A 25,541-nucleotide genomic window follows, 5' to 3' on the forward strand; every position below is an offset into this window, starting at 1 on the left:
CGTGATGGCGCCGCGAGTATGGTTCAGTCGGTCGGCGCAGGGGGCCGAGGCCCCCTGCCCTTCGTCGTCAGCCGTTCTGCAGCTCGACGTTGAGGCCCAAGGACCGCATCTCCTTGACGAGAACGTTGAAGCTCTCGGGAATGCCGGCTTCGAAGGCGTCGTCGCCGCGGACGATCGCCTCGTAGACCTTGGTCCGGCCCGCCACGTCGTCCGACTTCACGGTCAGCATCTCCTGCAGCGTGTAGGCGGCACCGTAGGCTTCGAGGGCCCAGACCTCCATCTCGCCGAAGCGCTGGCCGCCGAACTGCGCCTTCCCGCCTAGGGGCTGCTGGGTGACGAGGCTGTAGGGGCCGATCGAACGCGCGTGGATCTTGTCGTCCACGAGGTGGTGCAGCTTCAGGAGGTACTTGTACCCCACCGTGACCGGGCGCGCGAACCGCTCGCCCGTACGGCCGTCGTGAAGCGTCACCTGACCCGTCTCGGACAGGCCGGCGTTCTTCAGCATCTCGACGATCTCCGCCTCGCGCGCGCCGTCGAAGACGGGGGTCGCGATCGGAACGCCCTTGATGAGGTTCTTGCCGAGCTCCTTGAGCTCGTACTCGTCCTCAGGCAGCTCCTGGTTCTCGCCGTACACGGCCTTCAGCTTCTGAAGGTAGTCCGCCTTCTTGCTGTCGTCGCGGGAGTACGCCTCGAGCGCGTCGCCGATCTGACGGCCGAGACCGCGGCAGGCCCAGCCGAGGTGGGTCTCAAGGATCTGACCGACGTTCATGCGCGAGGGCACGCCGAGCGGGTTCAGCACGATGTCGACGGGCGTGCCGTCCTCGAGGAACGGCATGTCCTCCATCGGCGCGATCTTGGAGATCACCCCTTTGTTGCCGTGGCGGCCAGCCATCTTGTCGCCGGGTTGAAGCTTGCGCTTCACCGCGACGAAGACCTTGACCATCTTCATGACGCCCGGCGGCAGCTCGTCGCCGCGCTGCAGCTTGTCGACCTTGTCCTCGAAGCGGGCCTCGAGCCGCGCACGGCTCTCGTCGTACTGCTTCTTGAGGCTCTCGATCTCGCCCATGGCGGCTTCGTTGGCGAGGCCGATCTTCCACCACAGACCGCGCTGAAGCTCCTTCAGCTGATCCTTGGCGACCGGCCCCTTCTTGAAGCCCTTGGGTCCGGAGGTCGCCTCGGCGCCGACCAGCATGTCCTCGAGGCGGCCGAAGATGTTCCGCTCCAGGATCGCAAGCTCCGCGTCGCGGTCCTGCGCCAGGCGATCGACCTCGTCACGCTCGATGGCTTGCGCCCGTTCGTCCTTCTCGACGCCGTGGCGGTTGAAGACGCGCACCTCGACCACCGTGCCGGAAACGCCCGGGGGCAGCTTGAGCGAGGTGTCGCGGACGTCGGCCGCCTTCTCGCCGAAGATCGCGCGCAGGAGCTTCTCCTCCGGCGTCATCGGGCTCTCGCCCTTCGGCGTGATCTTGCCGACGAGGATGTCGCCGGGATGCACCTCGGCGCCGATGGCGACGATGCCCGCCTCGTCGAGGTTACGAAGCGCCTCCTCGGAGACGTTCGGAATGTCCCGCGTGATCTCTTCCGGACCAAGCTTGGTGTCGCGGGCCGCGACCTCGAACTCCTCGAGGTGGATCGAGGTGAAGACGTCGTCGCGCACGATGCGCTCGGAGATCAGGATCGAGTCCTCGAAGTTGTAGCCGTTCCACGGCATGAACGCGACGAGCACGTTCTTGCCAAGCGCGAGCTCGCCGAGGTCCGTGGACGGACCGTCCGCGATGATGTCCCCTGCCGTCACCGTGTCGCCGATCTTCACGAGCGGACGCTGGTTGATGCAGGTGTTCTGGTTGGAACGCTGGAACTTGCGCAGGTTGTAGATGTCGACGCCCGACTTGGTCGGATCGGTCTCTTCGGTCGCGCGGATGACGATGCGCTGGGCATCGACCTGCTCGACGAAGCCCGGACGGCGCGCGGCGATCGCGGCACCCGAATCGCGGGCCACCACGCTCTCCATGCCGGTTCCGACATAGGGCGCCTCGGCCTCGATCAGCGGCACGGCTTGGCGCTGCATGTTCGAGCCCATGAGGGCGCGGTTGGCGTCGTCGTTCTCGAGGAACGGGATGAGCGCCGCGGCCACCGAGACGAGCTGCTTCGGCGAGACGTCGATGTAGGCCACGTCCTCGCGCGGGACGAGCGTCGCGTCGCCGGAGATCCGGCAGTTGACGAACTCGTTGGCGAAGCTGCCGTCATCGTTGAGCTCGGCATTGGCCTGAGCGATCGCGAAGCGCTGCTCCTCCATGGCGGAGAGGTAGACGACCTCGTCGGTGACGTGCCCGTCCTTCACCCGGCGATACGGGCTCTCGATGAAGCCGTACTTGTTCACCTGCGCGTGGGTCGCGAGCGAGTTGATGAGGCCGATGTTCGGGCCTTCCGGCGTCTCGATCGGGCAGATCCGGCCGTAGTGGGTCGGGTGGACGTCGCGGACCTCGAAGCCCGCGCGCTCACGCGTGAGGCCGCCCGGCCCGAGCGCCGACATGCGGCGCTTGTGCGTGATCTCGGACAGCGGGTTCGTCTGGTCCATGAACTGCGACAGCTGCGAGCTGCCGAAGAACTCGCGCACCGCGGCCGCGGCCGGCTTCGCGTTGATCAGGTCGTTCGGCATGATGTTGTCGATCTCGACGGAACTCATGCGCTCCTTGATCGCCCGCTCCATGCGGAGGAGACCGATGCGGTACTGGTTCTCCATCAGCTCGCCGACCGAGCGCACCCGGCGGTTGCCGAGGTTGTCGATGTCGTCGATCTCGCCCTTGCCGTCGCGCAGGCCCGCCAGCGTCTTGAGGACGGTGAGGATGTCCTCCTTGCGCAGCGTGCGGACCTCGTCCGTGACCTCCTCGTTCGAGAAGCCAAGGCGCATGTTCATCTTCACCCGACCGACGGCCGACAGGTCGTAGCGCTCGGGGTCGAAGAAGAGGCCCGAGAACAGCGCTTCGGCCGTCTCGAGGGTCGGCGGCTCGCCCGGGCGCATCACCCGGTAGATGTCGATCAGCGCGGTCTCGCGGTTGGTGTTCTTGTCCGCCGCGAGCGTGTTGCGCAGGTAGGCGCCGATGTTGAGGTGATCGATGTCGAGCGTCTCGAAGGACGTGACGTTCTGCTCGGCCAGCGCCTCGAGCGCCTCGTCCGTGACGTCGTCGCCGGCCTCGGCGAAGATCTCGCCGTTCTCCGGGTTGACGATGTCGCGCGCGAAGTAGCGGCCGATCATCTCCTCGCGGGTGAGGAAGAAGGCCTCGACACCTTGCTCTTCGAGCTGGCGGACCGTGCGCGCGGTGATCTTCTTGCCGGCCTCGACCACGACCTCGCCGGACTTGGCGTCGATCAGGTCACGCTCGGGCTTGGTGCCCTGGATGCGCTTCGCGTCGAAGGGCATGGTGAAGCCCTTACCTTGCGCCTCGTGAGAGATGCGGTCGTAGAAGACCTCGAGGATGTCCTCCTGGTCCATGCCGAGCGCGTAGAGCAGCGTCGTCGCCGGCAGCTTGCGGCGGCGGTCGATGCGGACGTTGACGATGTCCTTGGGGTCGAACTCGAAGTCGAGCCAGGAGCCGCGATAGGGAATGATCCGGGCAGCGAACAGAAGCTTGCCCGAGCTGTGCGTCTTGCCCTTGTCGTGATCGAAGAAGACGCCGGGGCTGCGGTGCATCTGGCTGACGATGACGCGCTCGGTGCCGTTGATGATGAAGGTGCCGTTGTCCGTCATGAGCGGCATGTCGCCCATGTAGACTTCCTGCTCCTTGATGTCCTTGATCGACTTGGACTCCGTGTCCTCGTCGACCTCGAACACGGCGAGCTGAAGCTTGACCTTGAGCGGCGCCGCGTAGGTCATGTCGCGCTGCATGCACTCTTCGGTGTCGAACTTCGGCTCCTCGAACTCGTAGGAGACGTATTGGAGGTAGGCGGTCTCGGTGAAGTCCGAGATCGGGAAGACCGAGCGGAAGACGCCCTCGAGGCCGTCCCGGCCCCGCTCTTCGGGCCGCACGAAACGCTGCAGGAACGCCTCGTAGCTCTCCTTTTGAACCTGGATGAGGTTCGGCATCTCGGCGGCGTCGCCGATGCGGCCGAAGCCCTTGCGAATGCGTTTCTTCTCGACGAAGCTCTGAGCCATTACAGGTCCCTTCAGCGGTGCAGCGGGCGGTCTGGCACCCCCCGGCTCGGGGAGGCCCGCAGCGTGCGACCGCGGGCGGTATGCCAGACGCCGAAACGCGCCCTTGCCATGCAGCAAGCGCGCGCCGTCGCGTCACACCAGAGTCAGTTTTTCTTAACGAATGATCGTTGCACGTGCACAGCCATCCCCCCGGGGCCGCACCGGGGGTGAGCGGGGCAAGTAGACCGCGTGCCACCGGATTGCAAGCGCTGGGCTGCGGTTTCAGTGCGGCACGACGTCTATGACGATCTCGTCACGGTAAGTTCCGGAGAAGACGGGCCCGACCTCGTCGACCTGTACCCGCAAGGGGTAGGCGGTTCCTGCCCAGTCGAGGGCGGGACTGCGCGTCACGCGCAGGGGTTGGGTCAGCACTGCGCTCACGCCGTCGAGTTCGATTCGGTAGGGAACGATCTGGTCGGCACGCTCATCGTGCACGAGGACGCCGCCGTTCTGGGAACTGACGGTGATCTCGCTCGCCGTGTTGGCGCGGACGGTGACGAAGACATCGCGGAAGACGCCGTCCGTCAACGTGCCGAGGTCGATGAAGGCGACGCTGAGCGCAGGGTCGAACGCACCCGAAGTCCCTGCCAGCACGACCTGCGCCCGTGCCGGAACCAGAAGTCCGAGCGGAACCGCGACGAGTTGCGAGAGCACCTCGCCGCTAGGAGAAAGAAGCGTCAGGTCCAGAAGCGCCTCGTAGGTGCCCGGCGGCGAGACGTAGCCGGGGCTCACCACCGCGCCGAACTCCGCGACCGACCCCGTCCCCTCCGAACGCATAGGCAGGGCGAGGACGGCGCCCTCGTTTGCCGTGACCGCGTCGCGCAGCACGTAAGGAAGCGCACCGCCGGGCCCTTGAAAGACCAGCGCCGCGCCGGCCGCAGGCTCTACCCGCAGCGATGCCCCCTCGGGCGCGTCCTGCGCGGCGACCGCGAGGCGAACGATGACCCCGTCGCTGGCGTAGGGCTCGTAGGCGGGCTCGTCCTCTCGCCGGACGTCGAGGACGGCCGCGTCCTGAACGGCCCCCGACTGAACGACCGACGCCGCGAGCAGCGTTGCAATGAGAAGCGGCAGGCGCATCACTCTTCCGCCAGCCTCAGCTCTCCGAGGCGTACGAGCCCCTCCTCCCCCTCCTCGACCTCGATCACGGCCACTACGCGGCCTTCCGGCGCGAGCGTCACGTCGTACTGGCCGGGCCTCAGGCCTTCAGCGACGAACCGGCCGGTCCTGTTGGTGAAGAAGGCCGCGGGATCCCCGCTTCCGTCTCTTGCGACCAAGGCGCCGATGGCGAGCGCCACGGGTTCGCCATCAGCGCCGACGAGCGTGCCCATGACCGTGGCGGACGCCCCGGAGCCGACCGTGTAGACGTAGCCGGCGACGGCCCCCGGGAAGGCCTCCACCTCCGGCGGTCCCATGTCGTAACCGACCGGGAGTTCCTCGACTTCCAGCATCATGGTCTCCGTCCTGTAGGCGACGCGCAGGGGGTGAAGCGCCGGGCCGAGCCGTCCGGTCCTCGCCGCGACCTCCCCGCCGGGCCGCACGACCGTCAGTTCGCGCCCCTTCAGCGACTCGTGCAGGTCGATGACCGCGAAGCCCGCCCCGAAGGGTCGCCCGGCCGCGACGCGGCCGTCGGCGATGCCGACGCCGACGGCGACGCGCCCCGAGGTCTCCGAGCTGACGAACCCTCGTCGGCGGCTCGATCGGTGCTCGAGCCCGAGCTCCGCCCTGTTCGTGATCAGGCTCACGGCGGCATCGACCGACTCGCTCACGCTGTCGTCGGTTGCCAAGAGGCGGCCGCTCCACTCCCCCACGCCCTGCTGCCCGATCCGGAGGATCTGGGCCTGCGTGGTGCGCTCGTCGCTGTCATAGGTGACGCGGCCGCGCAGACGATCACCCAGCCGCTGCGAGACGGAGAACAACACCGCCTCCTCATGGGAGGAACCGAAGACCGGATCGCTGACCTGCTCGTAGCGCGCCGTCAAACCGAAGGTCACCTCGCGCAGCGCGACCGACACACCGAGAGAGGCCGCGGCCGTCTCGACCTTCCCGCGCTCGCTCCACTGGCCCGCCGCCGTGAAGTTCCAGGCGCCGCTGCGAAGCGTGTAGAGGAGGTTCGCGTCGACACGCCGCGGCTCGCTTCGGACCGGACCGAAGGAGAGCTGGGCGAGCGGCCCGAACCCCGCCTCGGCGATCCCGAACTGCGCGTCGATCCTGTGGCTTGTCGGGGCGGTCGGATTCGATTGCCAGCTGTAGCGGGCCTGCGCCGCCCCCGCCCGCGCCGCGCGGTCCTGCAAGGCGCCTTCGACCGCGAAGACGCCGATCGGGGTTCCAAGGGCGGCGCGCGCCGAGACCTGCCAGTCCTCGTCGACGGCAAGGCCCGCAGCGCCGAGGGTGAGCTGAGAGGTCAGACCGCGATCGTACTGCGCGACGAGAACGGTCTCACCGCTCGTCTCGGGAAACGCCCCCCCGCGGCGGCGCAACCCCCCGGCCGCGAGCGCGAAGCGCGATCGCCCCTGAGCGAGGAGGTCGACATCGACATAAGCGCCAAGGACCGCGACCTCGCGCCGTGCCAACCCGTCTTCGATCAGCACACGCACATCGTTGCCGCCCGTGATCAGGGGAAGGTCCGACAGGTCGTAGGAGCCAGCCGGGAGGCGCTCGGTCAGTACCGCCCCCCCGTTCACTTCGACCGTCACCAGGCTCTCGCGCTCGAGGGTGAAGCTCGTCGCGCCGTTTGGCCGTAGGTTGGCGAAGGGTTGGATCGCCGCGTAATCTCGGAACACGCCGACGCCGACGAGGTCCGGAGAGGTCTGCAGGCGCGAAGGGGAAACGGGGCGAAGCGTACCGGCCAGAAAACGGACCGCCCGCTCGAAGTCGTCTTTGAAGATCGCTGCGTCCGTGACGACCGCCGGGTGCTTGGCTCCCTCCAGGAGGTCCGCCGAGGCGATGAGGTTCCATCCCCCAAACCCGCCGAGATTGGCCACCGCGTCCAGGCGCCCTTCGAGCGGCGCGAGCCCTTCGTTCGGCCCTTCGTGAACGTAGCGGGGACGAAGATCGAGAACGAAGCCTACGGCAATGTCCGCAGGTTCGAGCTGTCCGTCCGACGGCGCGTCCGAGAACGGACGGACCGCGATGCGCTGCGTTCGCCGCATCGCCGGGGGAAGCTCGATGTCGACACTCAGGCTGGCCGGATCGTAGGTCACCGCCAGCCCCCGCTCGAGCAGCGCCGCGGCGGATACCAGGCTCTCGTCGTCCAAGAGAGCGATCTCCTCGACGAAGCCGTCCTGTGCGAGCGTCGCGAGAAGGTCGCGAAGCGCGCCGCTCTGGAACCACACCCTTCCCTCCATGCTGACCCCGACGGCGAGGTCCCTTCGGTACTGACCGTCCACGGAGACAGGCAGATCGAGTACGAAGTCGGGGGCTGCATCGGCCGACGGGGCACCGCGTGCGGCCTGGTCGAACGGCTCTACCGCCAGAGCGGAGACAGGCAGGAAGAGAAGGACCGCCGAAGCAAAACGAAGCGAAGGCACCGGTCCCGCGCCCTACTGCGCGAGAAGGGCGACCTCCATATTGGTCGCCGTGAAGCCGTCCGGCAGCGGCACGATCAGCTCCCGCTGCGTTCCGGGAAGCATCAGGTTGGATGCACCGTTCAGCCAAGGTTCCATCGCCTTGCCGTCGTAGACTTGCCGTTCGCCGTTCGCCGTCAACGCGAGCCGCATGTCGAGCAGCCGCGCATAGGCCTTTCCCTCGTTCATCAGCGACAGCCTCGCATACCCGCCCGGCGCCTCCTCAACCGCGCTCGCCACCACCTTCGGCTTCGCGCCTGCCGGCACGACGTTGACCAAGGTCGCGAAGTTCACGGCGAGCGCGACCCCGGACCTTTGCTCGCCCGTCAGATCGACCGGGATCTGATTGACGTGGATCCGGTAGGCCCTCGATTCCTTTATCGTAGGATCACCGATGTACCGCACACGAACCGATTGAGTCTTGCCCGGTTCGATCATCATCTGGGGCGGAAAGACGAGGAAGTCGTCCTCGGACGAGGTCAGAACCTCCTCACCGTCTTCGCCAAACGTCAGAGCGTCGACGAGGATCTCGAGGGTGATCGGGTAGGCTCTGGTGTTCTCGACCGTCAGCGTCGTCTGGCTGCCCGAACCGCTCGGCCGCAGGTCGAACCGCATCGGCTGGACGCTATGCGCTTGTGCGCTCAGCATCGAACCCGCGGCGATCATCACCGCACCGGCGGCCAGCAGAATGCGGACTATAGCGGACGGTCTCGTCGCATGCATTGGTCGTACTCCCCCTTCGGACCCGAACGAGATGGCCGGGGGGGCCTTCGCCCTCCCGGCCTGGACGGCTTAGTTCGCCGTCATCTGAAGCTGGATCGTGTCCGAGTAGCCGCCTGCCCACAGGCCGGTGGAGTTCAGCGTCACGCTGATGAGACCGCTTACGCCGCCTGCGAGCGCGTAGGCCGAACCCGGGCCCGCATTGCCGCTGGCCGTCTTGTCGTTCCCACCCGGACCGTTCGTGGTGAAGCCGAGGCCGTCATACGCCCCGATCCCGGTACCGGAAACGGCAAGGGTGTAGTTGACGACTTGATCTTCGTTATCGTCGCTTTCGAGACCGTTCTCGACGGAACGGATCGTCAACTTGGCGCCGTCCGCGTCGTTGCAGCGAACGGAGAAGTCGTCGCTGAGCGAAGCGCCGGCCGTCAGTGCCGGGAACTGAATCGAACCGAACAGATCGGTCACGGCACAGACGGGCTGCACGACGCCGCGGATCTGGCCGCCTCCGGCCTGCGCGAAGGCGGGCGTGACGAAGGCAGCGGACAGGACCGCAAGGCTTGCTAGGCGTTTCATGGCATTTCCTTCCAGGTTTTTTCTGGAACTCTCCCCCACGGAAAGTTCTCCTCGTTGAGAGGACAAAACGCAGTCATCACAGAGGTTTCGCGTCGCTCTCCTTCAACGCGATGCAGACTTTGCTGCTAAAATATGATATAGGTAAGTTACTGTTGGTTAATATGGCAGTTCGTCTGAGTAGCGTTGTTCGACCGCCCCCGTCATAAAAAAGGCCCCGCCGAAGCGGGGCCTCAGTACTACGTAGACGGAAGGACTACTTGAGTTCGACCGACGCGCCAGCCGCTTCGAGCTTGGCTTTGAGGTCGTTGGCTTCGTCCTTGGAGACGGCTTCCTTGACGGTCTTCGGCGCGCCTTCGACCATGTCCTTAGCTTCTTTGAGGCCGAGACCCGTGATCGCACGGACTTCTTTGATGACGTTGATCTTCTTGTCGCCGGCCGCCGTCAGGACGACGTCGAACTCGGTCTGCTCTTCGGCCGCCGCACCGGCGTCGCCGCCAGCCGGACCCGCCATCATCACCGCGCCGCCGGCGGCGGGCTCGATGCCGTACTCGTCCTTGAGAAGGTTCTTCAGCTCGTTGGCTTCGAGCAGGGTGAGGCCGACCAGTTGTTCGGCGAGGGCTTTGATGTCTGCCATGATAAAGGTTCCTTACGCGTTCTCGCGCTCTTCGAGCGTCTTGAGGATGGAGGCGATGTTCGACGCCGGCGCGGTGACGGCGTTGATGAGGTTCGAGGCGGGGGCCATGAGCTGACCGACGATGGAGGCGATGATCTCCTCGCGGCTCGGCATCTCGGACAGGGTGTCGATCCCCTTGGCGTCCATGGCCTGGTCGCCCATGCGTCCGCCGAGGATTTCGAGCTTCTCGTTCTCCTTGGCGTACTTCACGATCACCTTGGGCGCGGTGACCGGGTCTTCTGAGTAGGCGATGACGGTCGGGCCGGTGAAGAGGTCGGCGACCTCGCCACCAGGAGCGTCCTTCAGAGCGATCTTGGCGAGGCGGTTCTTGACCACCTTCACGCCGCCGCCCGCCTCGCGCATGCGCGCACGCAGGTCCGACACCTCGGCCACCGTCATGCCGTGATTGCGCATCACGACGACGACCTCGTTGTCGTTCAGGACGCCCTGCATCCACGCGACCTGATCGCTCTTCTGTTCCCGGGTAAGGGGCATAGCAACCTTCAGTCGGTGCGCACGCGCCGAAGCGCGCCCGCGGGGCGATTGGGACCGGCGAAGGAGTAGAGGGAAAGGCGAGAGGTCGGACCCGGCCCATAGGGCCGCCCGCCTGATGCCTGTCACCTCGCCTCGGCAGGGCTTATGGATGCCTGCTGTCTTCGACGGGCGCGGGGCTCACCCCCGCGCGGGCGGGCCTCTATCGGATCGGAAGGCGGCTGTCCACCCTGCGATCCGATACAGGCCCGCCCGACGGCTACTCCGGCGACTTGTAGACCCGGCCGTCCTTCATGACGAAGTCGACGTCGAGGAGCGCTTCGATGTCGGAAAGGGGGTCCTCGTCCACCGCGACGAGGTCGGCCTTCTTGCCGGCTTCGACCGTGCCGATCAGGTCTTCCTGTCCGAGGTTCCGGGAGCCTTCGACGGTCGCGGCCCGGATCGCCTCCATCGGCGTCAGGCCCGCTTCGACCAGAAGCGGAAACTCTCGCGCGTTCTCGCCGTGCTTCGAGACGCCCGTGTCGGTGCCGAAGGCGATGTTGATTCCCTGTTCGTGGGCGAGGCGGGCCATGGCGAGCATGTTGGGCCCGACCTCGGCCGCCTTCGCCTTCTGGAAGGGCGTAAGGAAGGTGTCGGGGTCCTTCGCCCACTCGGCGACGGTGACACCGGCCAGGATGGTCGGCACGAGGTAGGCGCCGGACCGCTTGAAGAGCTTCGCCGAGCCCTCGTCGAGGTAGGTGCCATGCTCGATCGAATCCACGCCCGCCCGAAGCGCCGCGTCGATACCGCCCTTGCCGTGCGCGTGCGCGGTCGCCTTGCGTCCCATCGCATGGGCCGTCTCGACGATGGCGGCGAGCTCCTCGTCGGTGAACTGCTGGCCCGTTCCCGTCGCGGTGTTCGAGAGCACGCCGCCGGTCGAGGTCAGCTTGATCTGGTCCGCGCCCCGGCGGATCTGCTCGCGCACGGCCTTGCGGCACTCCTCGGCACCGTCGCAGACGCCGCTCGAGTGCAGGAGCTCGGCGACGTCGTCGCGATAGCCTTGCGTGCCGTCCGCATGCCCGCCCGTCGGCGTGATGATGGCCCCGGCCGCGAAGATGCGCGGGCCTGGCAGGTAGCCCTTTTCGGTCGCCGCGCGCAGCGCGAAGATCGCATCACCGCTGCCCGCGCCGACGTCCCTTACGGTCGTGAAGCCCGCCATCAGCGTATCGCGCGCGTGCTTCGCGCCGATGAGCGCGTTGCCCGCATCGGACATCTCGACCCGCTGCAGCCGCTGGTTCGGGTTGTTCTCGGAGAGAAGGTGGACGTGGCCGTCGATGAGGCCGGGCATCACAGTCATCGCCTTCAGGTCGTGGACGACGACGTCGTCGGACGCCTCGGCGGTGGCGCCCGCCTCGCTCAGATAGCCCTGTGCCACCCGCTCGATCCGGTCGCCGCGGACGACGATCGTGACGTCGTGCAGCGGTTCCTCACCGGGGACGGCGAGAAGCGTTCCGGCTTGAACGAGGTGGACGGTCTCCGCCGCGGCGGAAGAGAGGATGAGAGCGGGGAGGACGAGGAGGGAAAGGACGAATCGCATCGGCGCATTAGAAGCGCGCGCCGCCGCCGCCGTCACCCCCCGCCTACAGCGCTAGGACGAGGTCGGCGGCCCGCCCACGTAGAGGCGCACATCGGCCTCTTCGGGCGCGAGGATGTCCGCCGCGACTCCGTCGGAGGGGCCAGGCTGCGCCGGCAGCGCGGCCGACTGAAGCGCGCTCAGGATGATGCCGCCCGGCTCGGCGGCGGCGCCTTCGACGCTGATGAAGACGCCGTCGCCCTGGAAGGTCGTCAGAACGCCGTAAGGCCCGATCGTCGCGATGCCCGCGCCCCGGAACGCGGCCGCGAGCTGCGCGGCGTAAAGGCGCGCGCGCTCGTCCGGGGCGGAGGTCACTTCGATGCTGAAGTCGCCGGCGTAAGGCGCGAGCTCGGCGATGATGGTGTTCGCCTGCTCTTGGGCGAGGAGGGGCCCGGGGGTCGGGCGGAGCAAGGCTTCGGCCTCTGGCGGAAGTGGCCTGACCGGCTGCGCGGCTTCCGACTCGCCCAAGCGGCTGGCGCGCTCAAGCGCCGGCGGCTCGTCCGTTCCCGCCTCCAGCGCCTCGACCTGCGCTGCGAGCCGCTCGACCTCCGCGTCGGCCAGCTTCGTCTCGAGTTCGTCCGCGCGCTCGGAAGCAGCGACGGCCCGGGCTTCCGCCTCAGCAAGCCTGGCGCGAAGTCGCGCAGCGTCCCCGGCCTCGTCCTGCTCCGCCGATATCTGGGCACGTTCCTGCCCCTGTTCTGCAAGCGCCGCGAGGCGTCTGTCCTGCTCGCTGCCGGTGCGAAGCACGACGACGGCACACAGAAGCGCGATCAGCGTCGACACGACGAGGCCACCGGCCGCGAGGTTGTGCAGCAAACCCAGCAGAGAGCCGGAAAGGGAAGTCATGCGTCGCCCGCCCATCGAGATGTCCTTCTCATCAAGGTAAACTGGCCCCTATGATGTCGACAATCAGGAAGTTCACGGCAACGTGAAGTCGTAGCCGAACCGTCCATCGGCAGGCACGGCTAGAGCGCAGCAATGACATCCACTCCAAAGATCGCAGCATTGATCGTCGCGGCGGGGCGCGGCGCCCGGTCAGGGCGGGCTGGTCCCAAACAGTTCGAGCCCGTCGGGGGCGAGCCGGTCTTGAGGCGCACATTGCGCGCCTTCGAGACCCACCCCCGCGTCGCCTCGATCCTGACCGTGATCCACCCCGACGACGAGCACCGGTTCCGAGAAGCCGCCGGCCCGAAGGCGCGCTTCGTTCACGGGGGCGCGGACCGGCAGGCCTCCGTCCTGTCGGGTCTGACGGCGTTGCAGGTCGATCCACTGGACTTCGTCCTCATCCATGATGGTGCCCGGCCCTTCGTCTCCCATGCCACGATCGACGGTGTGCTGGCCGCTCTCGAGGCAGAGGACGCTCCGGACGGCGCCATCGCCGCCCTCCCCGTCTCCGACACGCTGAAGAGGGGTGCGATGGGCCGTTCGACCGGAACGGCGCCGCGCGACGACCTATGGCGGGCGCAGACGCCGCAAGGCTTCGCCTTTCCGGCCATCCTCGCCGCCCACCGCGAAGCGGCCCCGGGGCGTGCCACCGACGACGCGAGCGTCATCGAGGAGCGCGGGGGCCAAGTCGTCCTGGTCCCCGATGCACCCACCAACATCAAGCTGACCTTCCCAGGAGACTTCGCCATGGCAGAGGCCCTGCTCGCCGCGAACGAGGAGACGCGCGTCGGCTTCGGCTACGACGTCCACGCCTTCACCGACGGCGACGCCGTGACGATCGGCGGGATCGTCATCGCTCACAGTCACAGCCTCGCCGGCCACTCCGACGCCGACGTGGCGCTGCACTCGATCACCGATGCGCTCTACGGCGCGCTCGGCGAAGGCGACATCGGGCGGCACTTCCCACCCTCGGATCCGCACTGGCGCGGGGCGGATTCGCGCGTTTTCCTACGCCACGCGGCGAGCCTCCTTGCAGAGCGTGGGGGACGGATCTCGAGCGCCGACGTCACGATCATCTGCGAGGCGCCCAAGATCGCACCGCACGCAGACAGGATGCGCGACGTCGTCGCCGAGTGCCTGGGCTGCGAGGCGTCCCGCGTGTCGGTCAAGGCGACGACGACCGAAGGCCTAGGCTTCCAAGGCCGCCGGGAGGGCATCGCCGCGCAGGCCGTCTGCGCCGTTCGCCTGCCGACGGCACGCCCGTGAGCCGCCTCGCCGCGGAGATCGTCGCGCGCGCCGCGGCGCTCGGCCGTCGCGTGACGACGGCGGAGTCTTGCACCGGCGGCCTGATCGCCGCCGCGCTGACCGAGGTGCCGGGTAGCTCCGCCGTGTTCGGAACCGGGCTCGTAACCTATGCAAACGAAGCGAAGACGGCGCTTCTAGGCGTGCCTGAACCGATGCTGGCGGCGAACGGCGCAGTCAGCGAAGAGGTCGCTCGCGCCATGGCTGAAGGCGCCCTCAGCCGCACGGGGGCCGACCTCGGAGTGGCCGTGACCGGCATCGCCGGTCCGTCGGGCGGCAGCGCGGAGAAGCCGGTCGGCCTCGTCTGGTTCGGCCTCGCGGGGCTCGGCCCGACGATTACCGCCCAGCACGTCTTCGGCGGCGACCGGTCGCACGTCCGCGCGCAGGCCCGCGACGAAGCCTTACGCCTTCTTCTGTCCCGGTTAGATTAGGTCCGGCCCGCTCTACGCGACGGCGCGTTCTTCGAAGCCGGCCCGGCGCATCACGTCGCGCAGGCTCTCGCGGTCGAACGGCTTGAGCACGTGATAGGGTGCCCCCGCGGCGCGTGCGAGCGCGAACTGCCGTGCATCGTTCTCGGTCGCGCAGAGGATAATCACCGGCCGCTTGTCGACCGGGAAGTCCGCCGCCGCACGGAGCACGTCGAGCGCCCCCATCGCCGGCAGGTCCCAGTCCAGGAGCAGCACTTCCGGCATTCCCTCTTCGCAGGCATCGAGGGTGGCGTCGGGGCCGGCCGCCTGACGCACGGAGTGGCCGAGGCCGGTCAGGAGCCGTCCTGCGACGTCCCGCATGGCCTCTGAATCGTCCACGATCAGACAATCAGCCATCTGCTTTCCTCGCTGCGGCCGCCCCCGGGCGGGAGTGTTGCCGTCACGTATACCGAGCCACGTTTACGCCCAAAGCTTGAAGGCCGCGTTAAGAGCGCCGCGCAAATTCGAGCGTTCCGCCTTACTGCCTCGGCAGCGTGGCGGTGAATACGACCGTCTCCTCATCGGCGGCCCGAGCGTCGATGGCACCGCCGATCGCGCTCGCGATGAGCGCGGCCAGGTAGCCCGGCGACGCCTTCGCCTCGAGGTCGGCGGCATCGCAGGCCAGCGCGCGCGCCAGGTCGTCCCCGAGCTTGGCCCGCGGCCCCTTCGCCGTGACGGTGAACCCGGCCTCGCTCGGCGCCGCGGTCACGGTGCTGCCGGCGCGAGGAACGCATCGTTCGGCGACGAGAAGGAGGTTCAGAAGGATGCGGGCATGCGGCTTGTCCATCGGGCCCGGCGGCATGTCCCAAGCCAGGTCCGCCTTGACGTGACGATAGTAGCCAAGCGCGAGCTCCTTCGCCTCGCCGGCGTCGATGTGCCCGTTCCAAGAGCCCGAAGCGCCGAAGGCGGTGCGTGCGAAGGTCAGGAGCGCGACCGTCTTCGCCGTGCTCTCCCGGATCAGGTTCATCGCATGGTCGCGCATCTCCTGGTCCTGCTCCTCGTCGAGGACCTCGAGCCCGGTGTTGAGCGCGCCGACCGGGTTGACGAGGTCGTGGCACAGACGCGAGGCCAGCAGGGAAGAGATGTGGACGACGTCGCGGGGATCGGACATGGGGCGGGCTCCGGCAAAAGGGACTGGCTAGAACGCGAGGGTTAACCCGGTGTTTACCGCCCGGCGCGCCCCGCGTCCCCTTCCCTCTTCGCCGTGCTCAGTCCGCCGCGGCCACCGCGTAGGGCGCACCGCGCAGGGCATCGGTCCGGGCTCGCTCCGCCTCGAAGGCTTCGAGACGCTCACCGTCCAGCTGCCGCCCGTTCGCGACCTCGAGCGTCATCGGGTTGAGCGCCACCTTGTCCTTCGTCACCTCATAGTGAAGGTGCGGTCCCGTCGACCGGCCGGTCGTGCCGACATAGCCGATCACGTCGCCTTGCCGAACCCGCGCGCCCGCCCGCATGCCGGGTGCGAAGCCGCTCATATGGGCATAGGCGGTCTCGTAGCCGTTCTGGTGCCGGATGCGGACGTAGTTGCCGTAGGTGCCGAACGGCCCTGCCTGCTCCACGATGCCGTCGCCCGCCGCCATGATCGGGGTCCCGCTATGGGCGCCGAAGTCCACGCCCTTGTGCTGCTTGGTGTAGCCAGAGATGGGATGGCGCCTCGTACCGAAGCCGGAGGTGACCCGCGCGCCCTCGATCGGCGTCTTCATCAGCATGCGGCGCGCGCTCTGCCCGTTGACGTCGAAGTAGGCGGGCTCTCCCTCAATGCTCGAAAGGTAGTAGCCCCGCGCGCGGGTCCCGCCGCGCCAGGTCATGGCGGCGAAGACGATGTCGCCCGTGCCCAGCATCGTGCCATCGGCATCGTAGCGGACTTCGTAGACGACCTCGAAACGGTCCCCCCGGCGGATGTCGCGGGCGAAGTCGACGTCGTAGAGAAACATGTTGGCGAGCTTAGACAGCACCTCGCGCGGGACTTCTGCCCGACGGCCGGCGGCAAAGAGGCTGTCGGGAATGGTGGAGGCCGCGGCCGCGTAGCGGACCTCGACCTCGGGCATCTCGATCGCGGCCTTCCATCCCTCCGCGTCTCGCTCGGCGGTCAGAAGGCGGCCGTCTTCGCCGTAGAAGCGCAGACGGGTGAGACGGGCGTCCGCATCACCGGCGGAAGCGTTGGCGGGCGATGCCGCCGCGAAGGCGACATCCACGGTCGTACCCGGCGATACCTCGTCGAGCGGCGCGAGCGCACCGAGCGCCGCGACCGCTCCCACAGCCGCTTCGGCGGACGCGCCGTCCTCGATCAGGACGTCGGTCAGGTTCGACCCCTTCGGCACTACGAGCGTGCGGTAGCCTGCCTCGACCCGCGCTCGAGAACGAAGCGCCGCGTAGTCGGAAAGAAGGCTCGGGTCGGCCGCCCGATCGGCCCAGTCGAGGTCGAACGGGCGCTCCCCGATCGCGGCCGCGCCATAGGTGGATGCCGCATCGCGCCCCCCACCCTTCCCGTCAGGCAGGGGGTTGCTGACCACGCCGGCCTGACCGACCGAAAACAATGCCAACCCGGCCGCGGCCAGCGCCGCGCCTCTTCCTTTCAGGCTCTTCGTCCCGACCGCAAACGGTGCCGCCAAGCTGAGTCTCCGTTAAGTGGCTCAGGGCGATCCGTTGCGAACAGCGTGCCGCACGCCCGCCATACTTGTGAAGAAAGGGTTAACGCGGGTCAAATCGGAGTGTCAGCGCGACCGAACGCCGCCTTCAGGCATCGCGCATCTCTGCCAGCACCTCGCGAATATAGGCATCGACGTCGTGGCCCGCGGTGTCGTGCCCTCGAAGCTGCGCCCGCACCAGGTTCGGCAACACGGACGGGTCGGGCTCGCCGGACGCGGAGACGGTGGCGCGGATCACCGCGCGGATCGCCTCGGCGGGATCTTCGGACGCATCGGTCTGCTCGGTCATGAAAGCGCTCCTTGCTTCAACGCGTTGAAGCTGGGGCACGTCATCAAACGGACAAGGTTTCGTGAGGACGCTCGGCAGCACACGGGTTCGGTGCAAGCCTTGCTAGGCTCCGCGCGAACCGCGCTTGCCGGACCAAGGCAAATGCGTAACGTGACAGGAAAATGCCAGGCGACGGGACGCCCGGCAGCAGGGAGCAAGACGATGGCACAGATTTTCGGCGACGATACAAACGAAACCCTGACCGGGGGCGCTGACGACGACGTCATAGACGGGCGCGGTGGTGACGACACGCTGACTGGCGGCGGGGGACGAGACGTATTCTTCTTCTCGCGCGGCGATGGACAGGACCGGATCACCGACTTCAGCCAAAATGACCATATCGTCGCGCTGCAGACCTACTTCGGGCAGAGCAACCTAGGAGTCGCCGCTGCGGGGGGAACGACTACCCTCACGCTACCCGACGCCGGAACCAGCGGCGAAATCGTGGTTACGCTCGATGGCACCTTCGAAGCAGGCAACTTTGTTGTTATCCCGTCGACGACGATACTGAACCTTCAGTCTGGGCAGACGATCTTTCAGGAGAACGGTACTCAAGTCTATTTCACTAACGATAGCGGGGATACGATCGACCTTGCCGGAAACCGTCTGAGTTTCGGCACTGTCGGGCGTGACACTCTGTTTGGAACCGGCAACGACGATACCCTAGCAGGCCGCGATGGCGACGACACGCTTCACGGCGGCCTGGGCATGGACATTCTCGACGGCGGGGCCGGCGCCGATGCTATGTCGGGCGGGGGCGGCAACGACTTTCTGCTTGGGCGTGATGGAAATGACATCATTCGCGCCGGTGACGGTTTCGACTTGCTGTATGGTGACGCCGGTAACGATGATATCGCTGGCGAAGCTGGGAATGACACCGTCTTCGGCGGCGTCGGCAACGATACGATCAGTGGCGGAGCCGATAGCGACCTCCTTCGCGGCGAAGGCGGACGGGACTATATCAGTGGCGGCAGCGGCAGTGACGGCCTCTTTGGCGGCGACGGTGCAGATACGGTCTTCGGCGATCAAGGCGAAGACAGACTCTCTGGTCAAATGGGAGATGACCTGCTGTACGGCGGAAGCGCAACTGGGACAGACATGTCAAACGATACACTAAGCGGCGACGAGGGTAATGATACCCTCTACGGCGGGGCAGGCGATGACTTCATCGATGGTGGCGCCGATGACGATTATTTAGATGGCGGCACCGGCAACGATTCTATCCTTGGCGGTACCGGTAATGACGTCATTCTTGGCCGCGAGGGCAACGACACGATACGAGGCGGCGAAGGCAACGACACTATCAGGGGTCTCGACGGCGTCGACCTAATCTACGGAGATGCTGGGGGCGACCTGATCTACGCTCACGACGGCAACGACACCATTTACGGGGGAGCCGGAAATGACCGGCTCGTTGGAAACAATGACGACGACTACCTCGATGGTGGTGACGGCGCTGACCGACTCGACGGCGGCAATGGCAACGATTTTATGCTCGGTCGAGATGGGAACGATCAACTCTATGGCGGCGCTGGAAACGACACCATGCGCGGCCTCGCTGACAACGACTACCTATACGGCATGGACGGAGACGACCTGATCTACGCTCATGACGGTCGGGACACGCTTTACGGCGGCGCCGGGAACGATCGCCTCGTCGGCAACGGCGGTAATGACGCGATGGATGGACAAGAAGGCGACGACCTTCTGGAGGGCGGCGACGGTGCCGACTATCTCCTTGGAAGAGCGGGTGTCGACGTGCTGATTGGCGGCACGGGCAACGACACCTTCGCATTTGATATTGCTTCGGACACTGATATTGTTGTCGACTTTGAGAATGACGCTGACAAGATCAGGCTACTCGGCTTTGGAAGTGCCTTTGATACCTTCGCGGAAGTCGCCGCGGCGACTACCCAGAACGGTACGGACACTACCATCAACTTCGGGGGTGACGCTCTACTTGTACTACAAGGAGTAGATGCCAGCGCGTTGGACAACAGCGATTTTATCTTCGGCTGACCTTTCCCTTCACGCTCGATGCGTCGTCATAAGCGACGCGTCGAGCCTGTTGAGTTTCGTCGAAGAAGGATCGACGTGAGCTTGGGTTGGGAACTTATACGGTCCATGCGGCGGTAAGAGCGATGGCGCCGAGGTAGTTGCGAACGAGGCGATCGTAGCGTGTAGCGATGCGTCGCCAATCTTCATTTGGCAAACCAAGCGTTCTACAATGTTCCTGCCCGCGTAGGCTCTGCAGTTGAGTCGGAACGGCGTCGTCGGAGAGTAGCTGCTTCGGAGGCGGGGACCACGTCGGCGATCCATTCGACGACGACGAAGATTTCCGAGAGGTTCCCTGGCATCACCAGGACAGCGACCAATCGGCCTGGGCATGGATCTTCGTCGATCTGCCGCCACGACTGCGTCCGGTCGCTTCGTTCTCTCCCCGTTTTCGCTCCCGAGGCGGAACGGTGAGCCTCCGCGTAGCAGCTATCGAGACTGAACTCGTCAGCTACCGGCCTTGCTGCCGCAATCTTTGCAACGGCGCGCTACCAGATGCGGCGCCGAGACCATCGGTTGTAGCGGTTGTAGACCGTCACCGCCAGGCTGTATTCGGACGGCACCTCCCGCCAACGGTGGCCCTTCTTTGGGACGAACAGGATGCTCGAGATCACCGACCGATCATCGACCCCCGATCCGCCAGACTTCCGGTACTGCGGGTGCCGATCGAGCGCTTCCCGCGCCCCCATCGGACAACTAAAGCAGTTCAGCCATGGCGCACCGCCGCCGTCCGCACTCGTTTGGCGGCACGAAGTTCAATGCTGCTAGCAGTCTGTTTGAGTTCCCCACCTAAACGGTGTCTTTCGTAGACATCATTGCCTGCCGCACTTCGGTCGAGTGCTTGATTTCGTCCGGTGCCAGTTCGAGCTCATTCAGGATAAAGTCTCTGTACTGAGGCGGCATGTTTGTCAGGGTGTGGACCACCGACTTTATTTTCCGGTCGTTCGAAAGCTTAGCGACCTCGAAACTTATTTTTTCCGGTATGCCTTCCATTGTCGCGAACAGATCGGCGTTTCCAAGAAACTGAAACTCTTCATCATCGGTTGGGACGAGCGTTCGTCCAACGATCGTGAAGATTTCATACCCTAGTTGACTGAGAGCGCGCCGTAGATCCCGCACAGAGTAATTCCGATGCTGGCAAACTGGGCCGTTCGATTCATAGATGATGTAGGGGATGCGTCGCGAAGCGAGGAGATCTCGCGCACCTTCGAACGTCTCTAGCTCGCTTCCTTCTACGTCGATCTTCAGCAAGCGGGGCGATAAGGGGTTGTAGTGTTCGAGAAGAGTGCTCAGCGGCACCTGCTTGACCCGTATGCCTCCGCCCTCTGCAGTATTGGAGGTTTTAGCATAGGCACTCGAGCCTGCGATGAATATCTCCCCCTCCTCGCCGCCGACCGCCGCGTTGACGATCGAAATCGATGCATCGCCGTTCCTAATAGCTGCTGCCCGGAGCAAATCGCAGTTCTCCGGCAGCGCCTCTACAAGGATACCTTCGCTGCCCGACAATTTTGCGACCGGGAAGGCGAAGGTGCCGATGTTCGCACCAGCGTCAATAAACGTATCACCCGGCCGAAGCAGCTCGGCAGCCAGAATATAATGACCTTCCATGTGCCACGAATTGCGTACGCGACTGGAGTACGGGTCAGCATAGTCTGAGAACGTTGCGAACGTAACCTCGAGCGATCCGAACCGGCTGGGCAGCAGGCCGTAGGTGGTATAGATGATACTACTCATGATCTCGCTCCAACCTTAACCAATCACAACTTAAAATAGGCTATCGAAATCCACGCGTGGGATCTGATTGAGGTTGCCGCCCACCGTCGCGTTCAGCAACTTGCCGCCATAGAACTCAACCCCCTTGCGGCATGCAACGAACCCCCTGATCATTTCGTCCGTATTAGGATCGTGCCACTTTCGGCCTGCACCGAAGTATCGCGGATCGAAATGATTTTCGTCGTCATCCTGCGTGCTGGTCAGAAGCAGTTGCGTCCCAGTGCCAAACCGGTCTCCTCCTTCCTGAATGACGGTACTCGGCACGCGGTAGCTGACGTCGACGCCGACGAGGTATATCGGACTAAAGCCCAAGTAGAACGCTATTTGGATTGCCTGAACCAGCACCGACCCACGTCCGGCAACGCCGTCATTCAGGATATCATGGCTGAACTGATCGGAAAACCGAGGGCCGCCGCCCCGCAACTTGAACCAGAAAGGATCGCCTAATTCATCGAAGAAACCTTTGTAGCGGGTCGGAAAAATAGGATATTCGATCCCTTCCATTGCGATGATCTCATCGCGAATATCGGGCGTGACTCTCCAGTCGATCGCTGTGTAGAAAGTCGGGCGCCACAACGTCCGATCGAACATTAGGTAAATTCGGTTCGCAGCAAAGGTATATTCGCCACGCAGCTTCTCGAAATCGATCTTATTTAGACTAGGTCCATTTCCGACGATGAAAATCCTCTGACCAGAGAACTTCCCAGCCAAACTCGCCAATCGCTCACGATCCGTAGATGAGAGGTCAATCTCTCCTTCAGTACCGACACGCCTACGCCTACGTTGAATGAAATCGTCGTAGATGGAATTGGTCATCGTTTCAGGCTCATTCGATAGACTGCTTGCGCGGACCTGTAGAGCACCGGCCTACGCTCAAGAGCTTTTGCAAAGAAGTGGGCAAGCGGGCGCTCTTCAGCAGGGCTTGGCTGGGGGAGCACGGTCGTTGAGGGCGCTACGAGCGATACTGGCGCAGGCAAGTTCGAAGGTTCGGGCGCGATCGATGCCCCCCCCTTGCGAAACCGTTCCGCGACGACACGGGGCGCCCCCGCCTCATAGTAATCGTGCGGCTCATACTGATCGACAAGGTCACAGATATGGCTTCCAACGACTTCGGGACTGAACGAGCGCAGATCCGCGGGCGCGGAACCGTCTTTGCAACGCCCATAAGCGACACCGAGTGCCGCCGTCATGGTCGCATCGCGGACGTATGCTGCCTTGTGCCCGACGTAGAGCGCGACGTTCACCGCCTCCATGGGATCAGGGAAGTCGTAATAGTCAGGTGACATCAAGACCGCGTTTTCGGTCGTCATGTACTCCAGGTTCCCGCCGAAGCCAGTCGCGACGCAGATCTTACCCATACCGAGCGCATAGAACGATGGCAAATCCCATCCCTTCCCCCACTCGCTGCTCACGAGGACGTCGATAGTCGATAGCCATTCCCATACGTCCTGCCGGGTGAACCTTGCCGAGATCAGATCGACATTGTTCGATATTTCTAGAACATCGCCGTCAAGCGATGCGGTACGCAGAACTTCTTCAACCTCCTCTCGCCCACCTTCTGAAGTCTTGACGATCAAGCGCGCGTTCGACGGGATACCACCCTCCCGCCTCGCTCGTTGAAAACTTCTGACGCATTGACCTATACGTCGCCGCTCCGGTCGTGACGCGACGATGCCGAACTTAATCTCGTCAGCATCGATCGGACCTGCAGAAGCGAAGGAAGACAGATGCGTCGGAAGAACGTGAGGGACCTTCCGGATCATGAAGGGCGGAACGGCTGCGGAAAGATTGTCGACGTTGAAGTCCGATGCGGTCCATATCTCGTGGCAGTCCATGAGATCGTAAGCCCAGCGTGGCGAGAAGGTAGCAGTCTCGTTCACAACAAAACCGATCAGCCTAACCGCGCCGCGGAACTCAACTTTTTTAAGGAACTGCGGCGAGTCGTGACAAACGACGACGATCTTGTGTTGGGGTCTAATCGCGCTGATCGTCAGCCTACCGTCCGAAGCTACTACGCTCACCTTCCGTGAATGCGGCCCCACCACGTCGTTCGTCAGGGTGTCGACTGCTATCGTATCGATTCCGGTCGCACGACAAGCTTCAACGTAACCATAGGCAGCATCGGCCAAGCCGCCAAAACCGGAAAAGCGGCCGAACCATACGATCGAGATCATGAAACAACGTCTTCTTGTGCTAACCCGTAAGCGCCGCCTAGACCGTCACCCAACAGATCACACGGACGCTCGATTTGTATGAAAACTGCTTTGATCACTGGGGTAACGGGTCAGGATGGCGCCTACCTTTCGCGCCTTCTGCTGTCAAAGGGCTACACCGTCCACGGCATCAAACGGCGGTCCTCTTCCTTCAATACAGGCAGGATCGACGACATATATCAGGATCTTCACGAGAACGAGCCACGCTTCGTCTTGCATTACGGCGATTTAACAGATGCAACCAGCATTATTCGTTTAATTCAGACGGTTGAGCCGGACGAGATATACAACCTAGGAGCGCAGAGCCATGTTCAGGTTAGTTTCGAGACGCCAGAATACACAGCGAATGCAGATGCCATTGGTGTTCTGCGGCTTCTAGAAGCAATCCGTATTCTCGGAATGACACAGAAAGTTCGCTTCTATCAAGCATCTACCTCAGAACTCTATGGTCAGGTCCAAGAAGTTCCTCAGTCCGAGAACACGCCGTTCTATCCACGGTCTCCTTACGGCGTAGCGAAGCTCTATGGATACTGGATCACGGTGAATTACCGGGAGAGCTATGGCATGTTCGCCGCCAATGGCATTCTCTTCAACCATGAGAGTCCCCTTCGCGGTGAGACCTTCGTTACGCGAAAGATCACCCGGGCGGTCGCCACCATCGCAGCTGGCGGACAAGACATCCTCTATCTTGGTAACCTGGACGCCCAGCGAGATTGGGGTCATGCCCGCGATTACGTCGAAGGGATGTGGCGCGTCCTTCAGCACACTGCGCCTGAGGACTGGGTCTTCGGGACTGGGAAGACACATACCGTACGGCACTTCGTCGAACTCGCGTTCGCTGAGACGGGCCGTCGGATTGAATGGACAGGCACCGGTGTCGATGAGATCGGCCGCGATGCAGAAACGGGGGAAGTCCGCGTGCGAATCGATCCGAGATACTTCCGCCCCGCCGAGGTTGATCTGCTGATCGCTGATCCGTCCAAGGCGCGCCGGGAACTCAATTGGCAACACTCCGTCGAACTGAAGGAACTCGTCGCGGAGATGGTTGCAGCAGACCTTGTCGAGGCCCGCAGATGACTATTTTCGACCTTGCAGGTAAGAAGGTCTACGTCGCTGGACACCGGGGAATGGTTGGCAAGGCGCTCGTGCGTAGGCTCGGGGCGGAGTCCTGCGAGGTTCTGACAGCGCGCCGGGACGAACTTGACCTGACGGACCAACGCCAAACTCTGGATTGGTTTGCCTCCGCCCGTCCGGATGCAGTCTTCGTCGCAGCCGCACTGGTCGGCGGCATCTACGCCAACAGCACTTATCCCGCGAAATTTCTGTTTCAGAACCTCATGATAGCTACCAATGCGATTGAGGCCGCTCGGCTTGTGGGCGTGTCGAAACTCGTCTTCCTAGGATCAACTTGCATCTACCCAAAACACGCTTCCCAGCCAATCACGGAGGACGCACTACTAACGGGACCGCTTGAGCCCACAAACGAGTCGTACGCCATCGCCAAAATTGCAGGGGTCAAGTTGTGCCAAGCCTACCAGCGCCAGTACGGCTGCCGTTTCATCTCTGCTATGCCAACCAACCTCTACGGTCCCGGCGACAATTACCACCCAGAGAACTCGCACGTCATTGCTGGAATGTTCAACCGCGTTAGAGAGGCTCGCCGCGAGAGCAAACCATTCACCGTTTGGGGTACGGGCCGCCCTCGTAGGGAGTTTATGCACGTCGACGATTGTGCCGACGCCCTCGTACATTTGATGGCGAATTACGAAGACGACGCTCCGATCAACGTGGGAACCGGCAAGGACATCACCATAGCCGAGCTGGCGGAAATCATCGCTGCCGTCGCTGGTTTTGATGGTCCGATCACCTACGACCAATCCAAACCTGACGGCACACCCAGGAAGCTGACCGATGTCACTCGCCTCTTCCGCACTGGTTGGAGGCCTAAAGTCGAGCTGAGAGACGGGCTGGTAACCACATGGAATGACTATTTGGCTGAAGTTGGTGAAAGCCTATCCGGCGGACGCCGCACTTTCGCCAGCCGCTGA

General features: G+C 64.4%; 22 protein-coding genes. 5 read left to right on the plus strand and 17 right to left on the minus strand.

Annotated features, from left to right (window positions below; genetic code table 11):
• Nucleotides 1-67: 67 nt before the first annotated feature.
• From rpoB to GGQ59_RS07195, 9 genes are all read right to left on the minus strand, one after another.
• Nucleotides 68-4,153, minus strand: coding sequence for a DNA-directed RNA polymerase subunit beta (rpoB, locus tag GGQ59_RS07155; protein WP_183817097.1), 4,086 nt, complete (start codon nt 4,151-4,153; stop codon nt 68-70).
• A 261-nt stretch (nt 4,154-4,414) separates the two neighbouring features.
• Entirely contained in the window at nt 4,415-5,269 is an 855-nt protein-coding gene (locus tag GGQ59_RS07160) for a hypothetical protein (RefSeq protein WP_183817098.1), read from the minus strand.
• Nucleotides 5,269-7,719: a fimbrial biogenesis outer membrane usher protein gene (locus GGQ59_RS07165; RefSeq protein WP_183817099.1), complete on the minus strand. Its 2,451-nt coding sequence runs from the start codon at nt 7,717-7,719 to the stop codon at nt 5,269-5,271. Before GGQ59_RS07165 ends, GGQ59_RS07160 begins: the two co-directional genes overlap by 1 nt.
• Nucleotides 7,720-7,731: 12 nt before the next feature.
• Complete coding sequence (locus GGQ59_RS07170; RefSeq protein WP_183817100.1) at nt 7,732-8,478, minus strand: fimbrial biogenesis chaperone; 747 nt, start codon at nt 8,476-8,478, stop codon at nt 7,732-7,734.
• 69 nt (nt 8,479-8,547) lie between these two features.
• Nucleotides 8,548-9,048, minus strand: a complete 501-nt coding sequence (locus GGQ59_RS07175) for a hypothetical protein (protein ID WP_183817101.1) — start codon at nt 9,046-9,048, stop codon at nt 8,548-8,550.
• Between the two features lie 253 nt (nt 9,049-9,301).
• A complete protein-coding gene (rplL, locus tag GGQ59_RS07180; RefSeq protein WP_183817102.1) occupies nt 9,302-9,682 on the minus strand; it encodes a 50S ribosomal protein L7/L12 in 381 nt (126 codons plus the stop codon).
• Between the two features lie 12 nt (nt 9,683-9,694).
• The gene (gene rplJ, locus GGQ59_RS07185) at nt 9,695-10,216 is read right to left on the minus strand and encodes a 50S ribosomal protein L10 (protein ID WP_183817103.1); all 522 of its coding nucleotides are present in this window, start codon (nt 10,214-10,216) and stop codon (nt 9,695-9,697) included.
• A gap of 256 nt (nt 10,217-10,472) precedes the next feature.
• The gene (locus GGQ59_RS07190) at nt 10,473-11,789 is read right to left on the minus strand and encodes a metal-dependent hydrolase family protein (protein WP_183817104.1); all 1,317 of its coding nucleotides are present in this window, start codon (nt 11,787-11,789) and stop codon (nt 10,473-10,475) included.
• A 51-nt stretch (nt 11,790-11,840) separates the two neighbouring features.
• The gene (locus tag GGQ59_RS07195; RefSeq protein ID WP_183817105.1) at nt 11,841-12,671 is read right to left on the minus strand and encodes a hypothetical protein; all 831 of its coding nucleotides are present in this window, start codon (nt 12,669-12,671) and stop codon (nt 11,841-11,843) included.
• 132 nt (nt 12,672-12,803) lie between these two features.
• Here GGQ59_RS07195 and GGQ59_RS07200 point away from each other — a divergent pair, with 132 nt between their 5' ends.
• Together GGQ59_RS07200 and GGQ59_RS07205 are read left to right on the plus strand one after the other, a co-directional pair.
• Complete coding sequence (locus GGQ59_RS07200) at nt 12,804-13,976, plus strand: bifunctional 2-C-methyl-D-erythritol 4-phosphate cytidylyltransferase/2-C-methyl-D-erythritol 2,4-cyclodiphosphate synthase (protein ID WP_183817106.1); 1,173 nt, start codon at nt 12,804-12,806, stop codon at nt 13,974-13,976.
• Entirely contained in the window at nt 13,973-14,443 is a 471-nt protein-coding gene (locus GGQ59_RS07205; protein ID WP_183817107.1) for a nicotinamide-nucleotide amidohydrolase family protein, read from the plus strand. The genes GGQ59_RS07200 and GGQ59_RS07205 overlap by 4 nt, the downstream gene beginning before the upstream one ends.
• A 12-nt stretch (nt 14,444-14,455) precedes the next feature.
• On the opposite strand, the gene GGQ59_RS07210 is transcribed toward GGQ59_RS07205, so the two are convergent.
• The 4 genes from GGQ59_RS07210 to GGQ59_RS07225 form a co-directional block, all read right to left on the minus strand.
• On the minus strand, nt 14,456-14,836 hold the full coding sequence (locus tag GGQ59_RS07210) for a response regulator (RefSeq protein ID WP_183817108.1): 381 nt from the start codon (nt 14,834-14,836) through the stop codon (nt 14,456-14,458).
• A 121-nt stretch (nt 14,837-14,957) separates the two neighbouring features.
• On the minus strand, nt 14,958-15,590 hold the full coding sequence (locus GGQ59_RS07215; protein ID WP_183817109.1) for a histidine phosphotransferase family protein: 633 nt from the start codon (nt 15,588-15,590) through the stop codon (nt 14,958-14,960).
• Nucleotides 15,591-15,687: 97 nt separating this feature from the next.
• Nucleotides 15,688-17,088 carry a M23 family metallopeptidase gene (locus tag GGQ59_RS07220; protein WP_183817110.1) on the minus strand — a complete coding sequence of 467 codons (1,401 nt, stop codon included), beginning with the start codon at nt 17,086-17,088 and terminating at the stop codon, nt 15,688-15,690.
• 124 nt (nt 17,089-17,212) lie between these two features.
• Nucleotides 17,213-17,413: a hypothetical protein gene (locus tag GGQ59_RS07225; protein ID WP_183817111.1), complete on the minus strand. Its 201-nt coding sequence runs from the start codon at nt 17,411-17,413 to the stop codon at nt 17,213-17,215.
• A gap of 201 nt (nt 17,414-17,614) precedes the next feature.
• Between GGQ59_RS07225 and GGQ59_RS07230 the strand changes: the two genes are divergently transcribed.
• Nucleotides 17,615-19,471 carry a calcium-binding protein gene (locus GGQ59_RS07230; RefSeq protein ID WP_183817112.1) on the plus strand — a complete coding sequence of 619 codons (1,857 nt, stop codon included), beginning with the start codon at nt 17,615-17,617 and terminating at the stop codon, nt 19,469-19,471.
• A 524-nt stretch (nt 19,472-19,995) separates the two neighbouring features.
• Here the strand turns inward: GGQ59_RS07230 and GGQ59_RS07235 are convergent.
• The 4 genes from GGQ59_RS07235 to GGQ59_RS07250 form a co-directional block, all read right to left on the minus strand.
• Nucleotides 19,996-20,196 carry a transposase gene (locus GGQ59_RS07235; RefSeq protein ID WP_183817113.1) on the minus strand — a complete coding sequence of 67 codons (201 nt, stop codon included), beginning with the start codon at nt 20,194-20,196 and terminating at the stop codon, nt 19,996-19,998.
• 100 nt (nt 20,197-20,296) lie between these two features.
• Nucleotides 20,297-21,241, minus strand: a complete 945-nt coding sequence (locus tag GGQ59_RS07240; protein WP_183817114.1) for an FkbM family methyltransferase — start codon at nt 21,239-21,241, stop codon at nt 20,297-20,299.
• A 30-nt stretch (nt 21,242-21,271) separates the two neighbouring features.
• The gene (locus GGQ59_RS07245) at nt 21,272-22,096 is read right to left on the minus strand and encodes a 6-hydroxymethylpterin diphosphokinase MptE-like protein (protein ID WP_183817115.1); all 825 of its coding nucleotides are present in this window, start codon (nt 22,094-22,096) and stop codon (nt 21,272-21,274) included.
• Complete coding sequence (locus GGQ59_RS07250) at nt 22,093-23,454, minus strand: hypothetical protein (protein WP_183817116.1); 1,362 nt, start codon at nt 23,452-23,454, stop codon at nt 22,093-22,095. Before GGQ59_RS07250 ends, GGQ59_RS07245 begins: the two co-directional genes overlap by 4 nt.
• A 78-nt stretch (nt 23,455-23,532) precedes the next feature.
• Here GGQ59_RS07250 and gmd point away from each other — a divergent pair, with 78 nt between their 5' ends.
• Together gmd and GGQ59_RS07260 are read left to right on the plus strand one after the other, a co-directional pair.
• Complete coding sequence (gene gmd, locus GGQ59_RS07255; RefSeq protein WP_183817117.1) at nt 23,533-24,570, plus strand: GDP-mannose 4,6-dehydratase; 1,038 nt, start codon at nt 23,533-23,535, stop codon at nt 24,568-24,570.
• Nucleotides 24,567-25,541 carry a GDP-L-fucose synthase family protein gene (locus tag GGQ59_RS07260; RefSeq protein ID WP_183817118.1) on the plus strand — a complete coding sequence of 325 codons (975 nt, stop codon included), beginning with the start codon at nt 24,567-24,569 and terminating at the stop codon, nt 25,539-25,541. The genes gmd and GGQ59_RS07260 overlap by 4 nt, the downstream gene beginning before the upstream one ends.

This window comes from Parvularcula dongshanensis, from assembly GCF_014199615.1.
Classification (GTDB): domain Bacteria; phylum Pseudomonadota; class Alphaproteobacteria; order Caulobacterales; family Parvularculaceae; genus Parvularcula; species Parvularcula dongshanensis.

Excerpts from the sequence above, each read along its gene's own strand:
- GGQ59_RS07195 (WP_183817105.1), bottom strand. The coding sequence starts at position 12,671 with ATGACTTCCCTTTCCGGCTCTCTGCTGGGTTTGCTGCACAACCTCGCG.
- GGQ59_RS07190 (WP_183817104.1), bottom strand. The coding sequence starts at position 11,789 with ATGCGATTCGTCCTTTCCCTCCTCGTCCTCCCCGCTCTCATCCTCTCT.
- rplL (WP_183817102.1), bottom strand. The coding sequence starts at position 9,682 with ATGGCAGACATCAAAGCCCTCGCCGAACAACTGGTCGGCCTCACCCTG.
- GGQ59_RS07170 (WP_183817100.1), bottom strand. The coding sequence starts at position 8,478 with ATGCATGCGACGAGACCGTCCGCTATAGTCCGCATTCTGCTGGCCGCC.
- GGQ59_RS07225 (WP_183817111.1), bottom strand. The coding sequence starts at position 17,413 with ATGACCGAGCAGACCGATGCGTCCGAAGATCCCGCCGAGGCGATCCGC.
- GGQ59_RS07260 (WP_183817118.1), top strand. The coding sequence starts at position 24,567 with ATGACTATTTTCGACCTTGCAGGTAAGAAGGTCTACGTCGCTGGACAC.
- GGQ59_RS07215 (WP_183817109.1), bottom strand. The coding sequence starts at position 15,590 with ATGTCCGATCCCCGCGACGTCGTCCACATCTCTTCCCTGCTGGCCTCG.
- gmd (WP_183817117.1), top strand. The coding sequence starts at position 23,533 with ATGAAAACTGCTTTGATCACTGGGGTAACGGGTCAGGATGGCGCCTAC.
- rpoB (WP_183817097.1), bottom strand. The coding sequence starts at position 4,153 with ATGGCTCAGAGCTTCGTCGAGAAGAAACGCATTCGCAAGGGCTTCGGC.
- GGQ59_RS07200 (WP_183817106.1), top strand. The coding sequence starts at position 12,804 with ATGACATCCACTCCAAAGATCGCAGCATTGATCGTCGCGGCGGGGCGC.
- GGQ59_RS07235 (WP_183817113.1), bottom strand. The coding sequence starts at position 20,196 with ATGGGGGCGCGGGAAGCGCTCGATCGGCACCCGCAGTACCGGAAGTCT.
- GGQ59_RS07230 (WP_183817112.1), top strand. The coding sequence starts at position 17,615 with ATGGCACAGATTTTCGGCGACGATACAAACGAAACCCTGACCGGGGGC.
- rplJ (WP_183817103.1), bottom strand. The coding sequence starts at position 10,216 with ATGCCCCTTACCCGGGAACAGAAGAGCGATCAGGTCGCGTGGATGCAG.
- GGQ59_RS07210 (WP_183817108.1), bottom strand. The coding sequence starts at position 14,836 with ATGGCTGATTGTCTGATCGTGGACGATTCAGAGGCCATGCGGGACGTC.
- GGQ59_RS07175 (WP_183817101.1), bottom strand. The coding sequence starts at position 9,048 with ATGAAACGCCTAGCAAGCCTTGCGGTCCTGTCCGCTGCCTTCGTCACG.
- GGQ59_RS07245 (WP_183817115.1), bottom strand. The coding sequence starts at position 22,096 with ATGACCAATTCCATCTACGACGATTTCATTCAACGTAGGCGTAGGCGT.
- GGQ59_RS07160 (WP_183817098.1), bottom strand. The coding sequence starts at position 5,269 with ATGCGCCTGCCGCTTCTCATTGCAACGCTGCTCGCGGCGTCGGTCGTT.
- GGQ59_RS07250 (WP_183817116.1), bottom strand. The coding sequence starts at position 23,454 with ATGATCTCGATCGTATGGTTCGGCCGCTTTTCCGGTTTTGGCGGCTTG.
- GGQ59_RS07240 (WP_183817114.1), bottom strand. The coding sequence starts at position 21,241 with ATGAGTAGTATCATCTATACCACCTACGGCCTGCTGCCCAGCCGGTTC.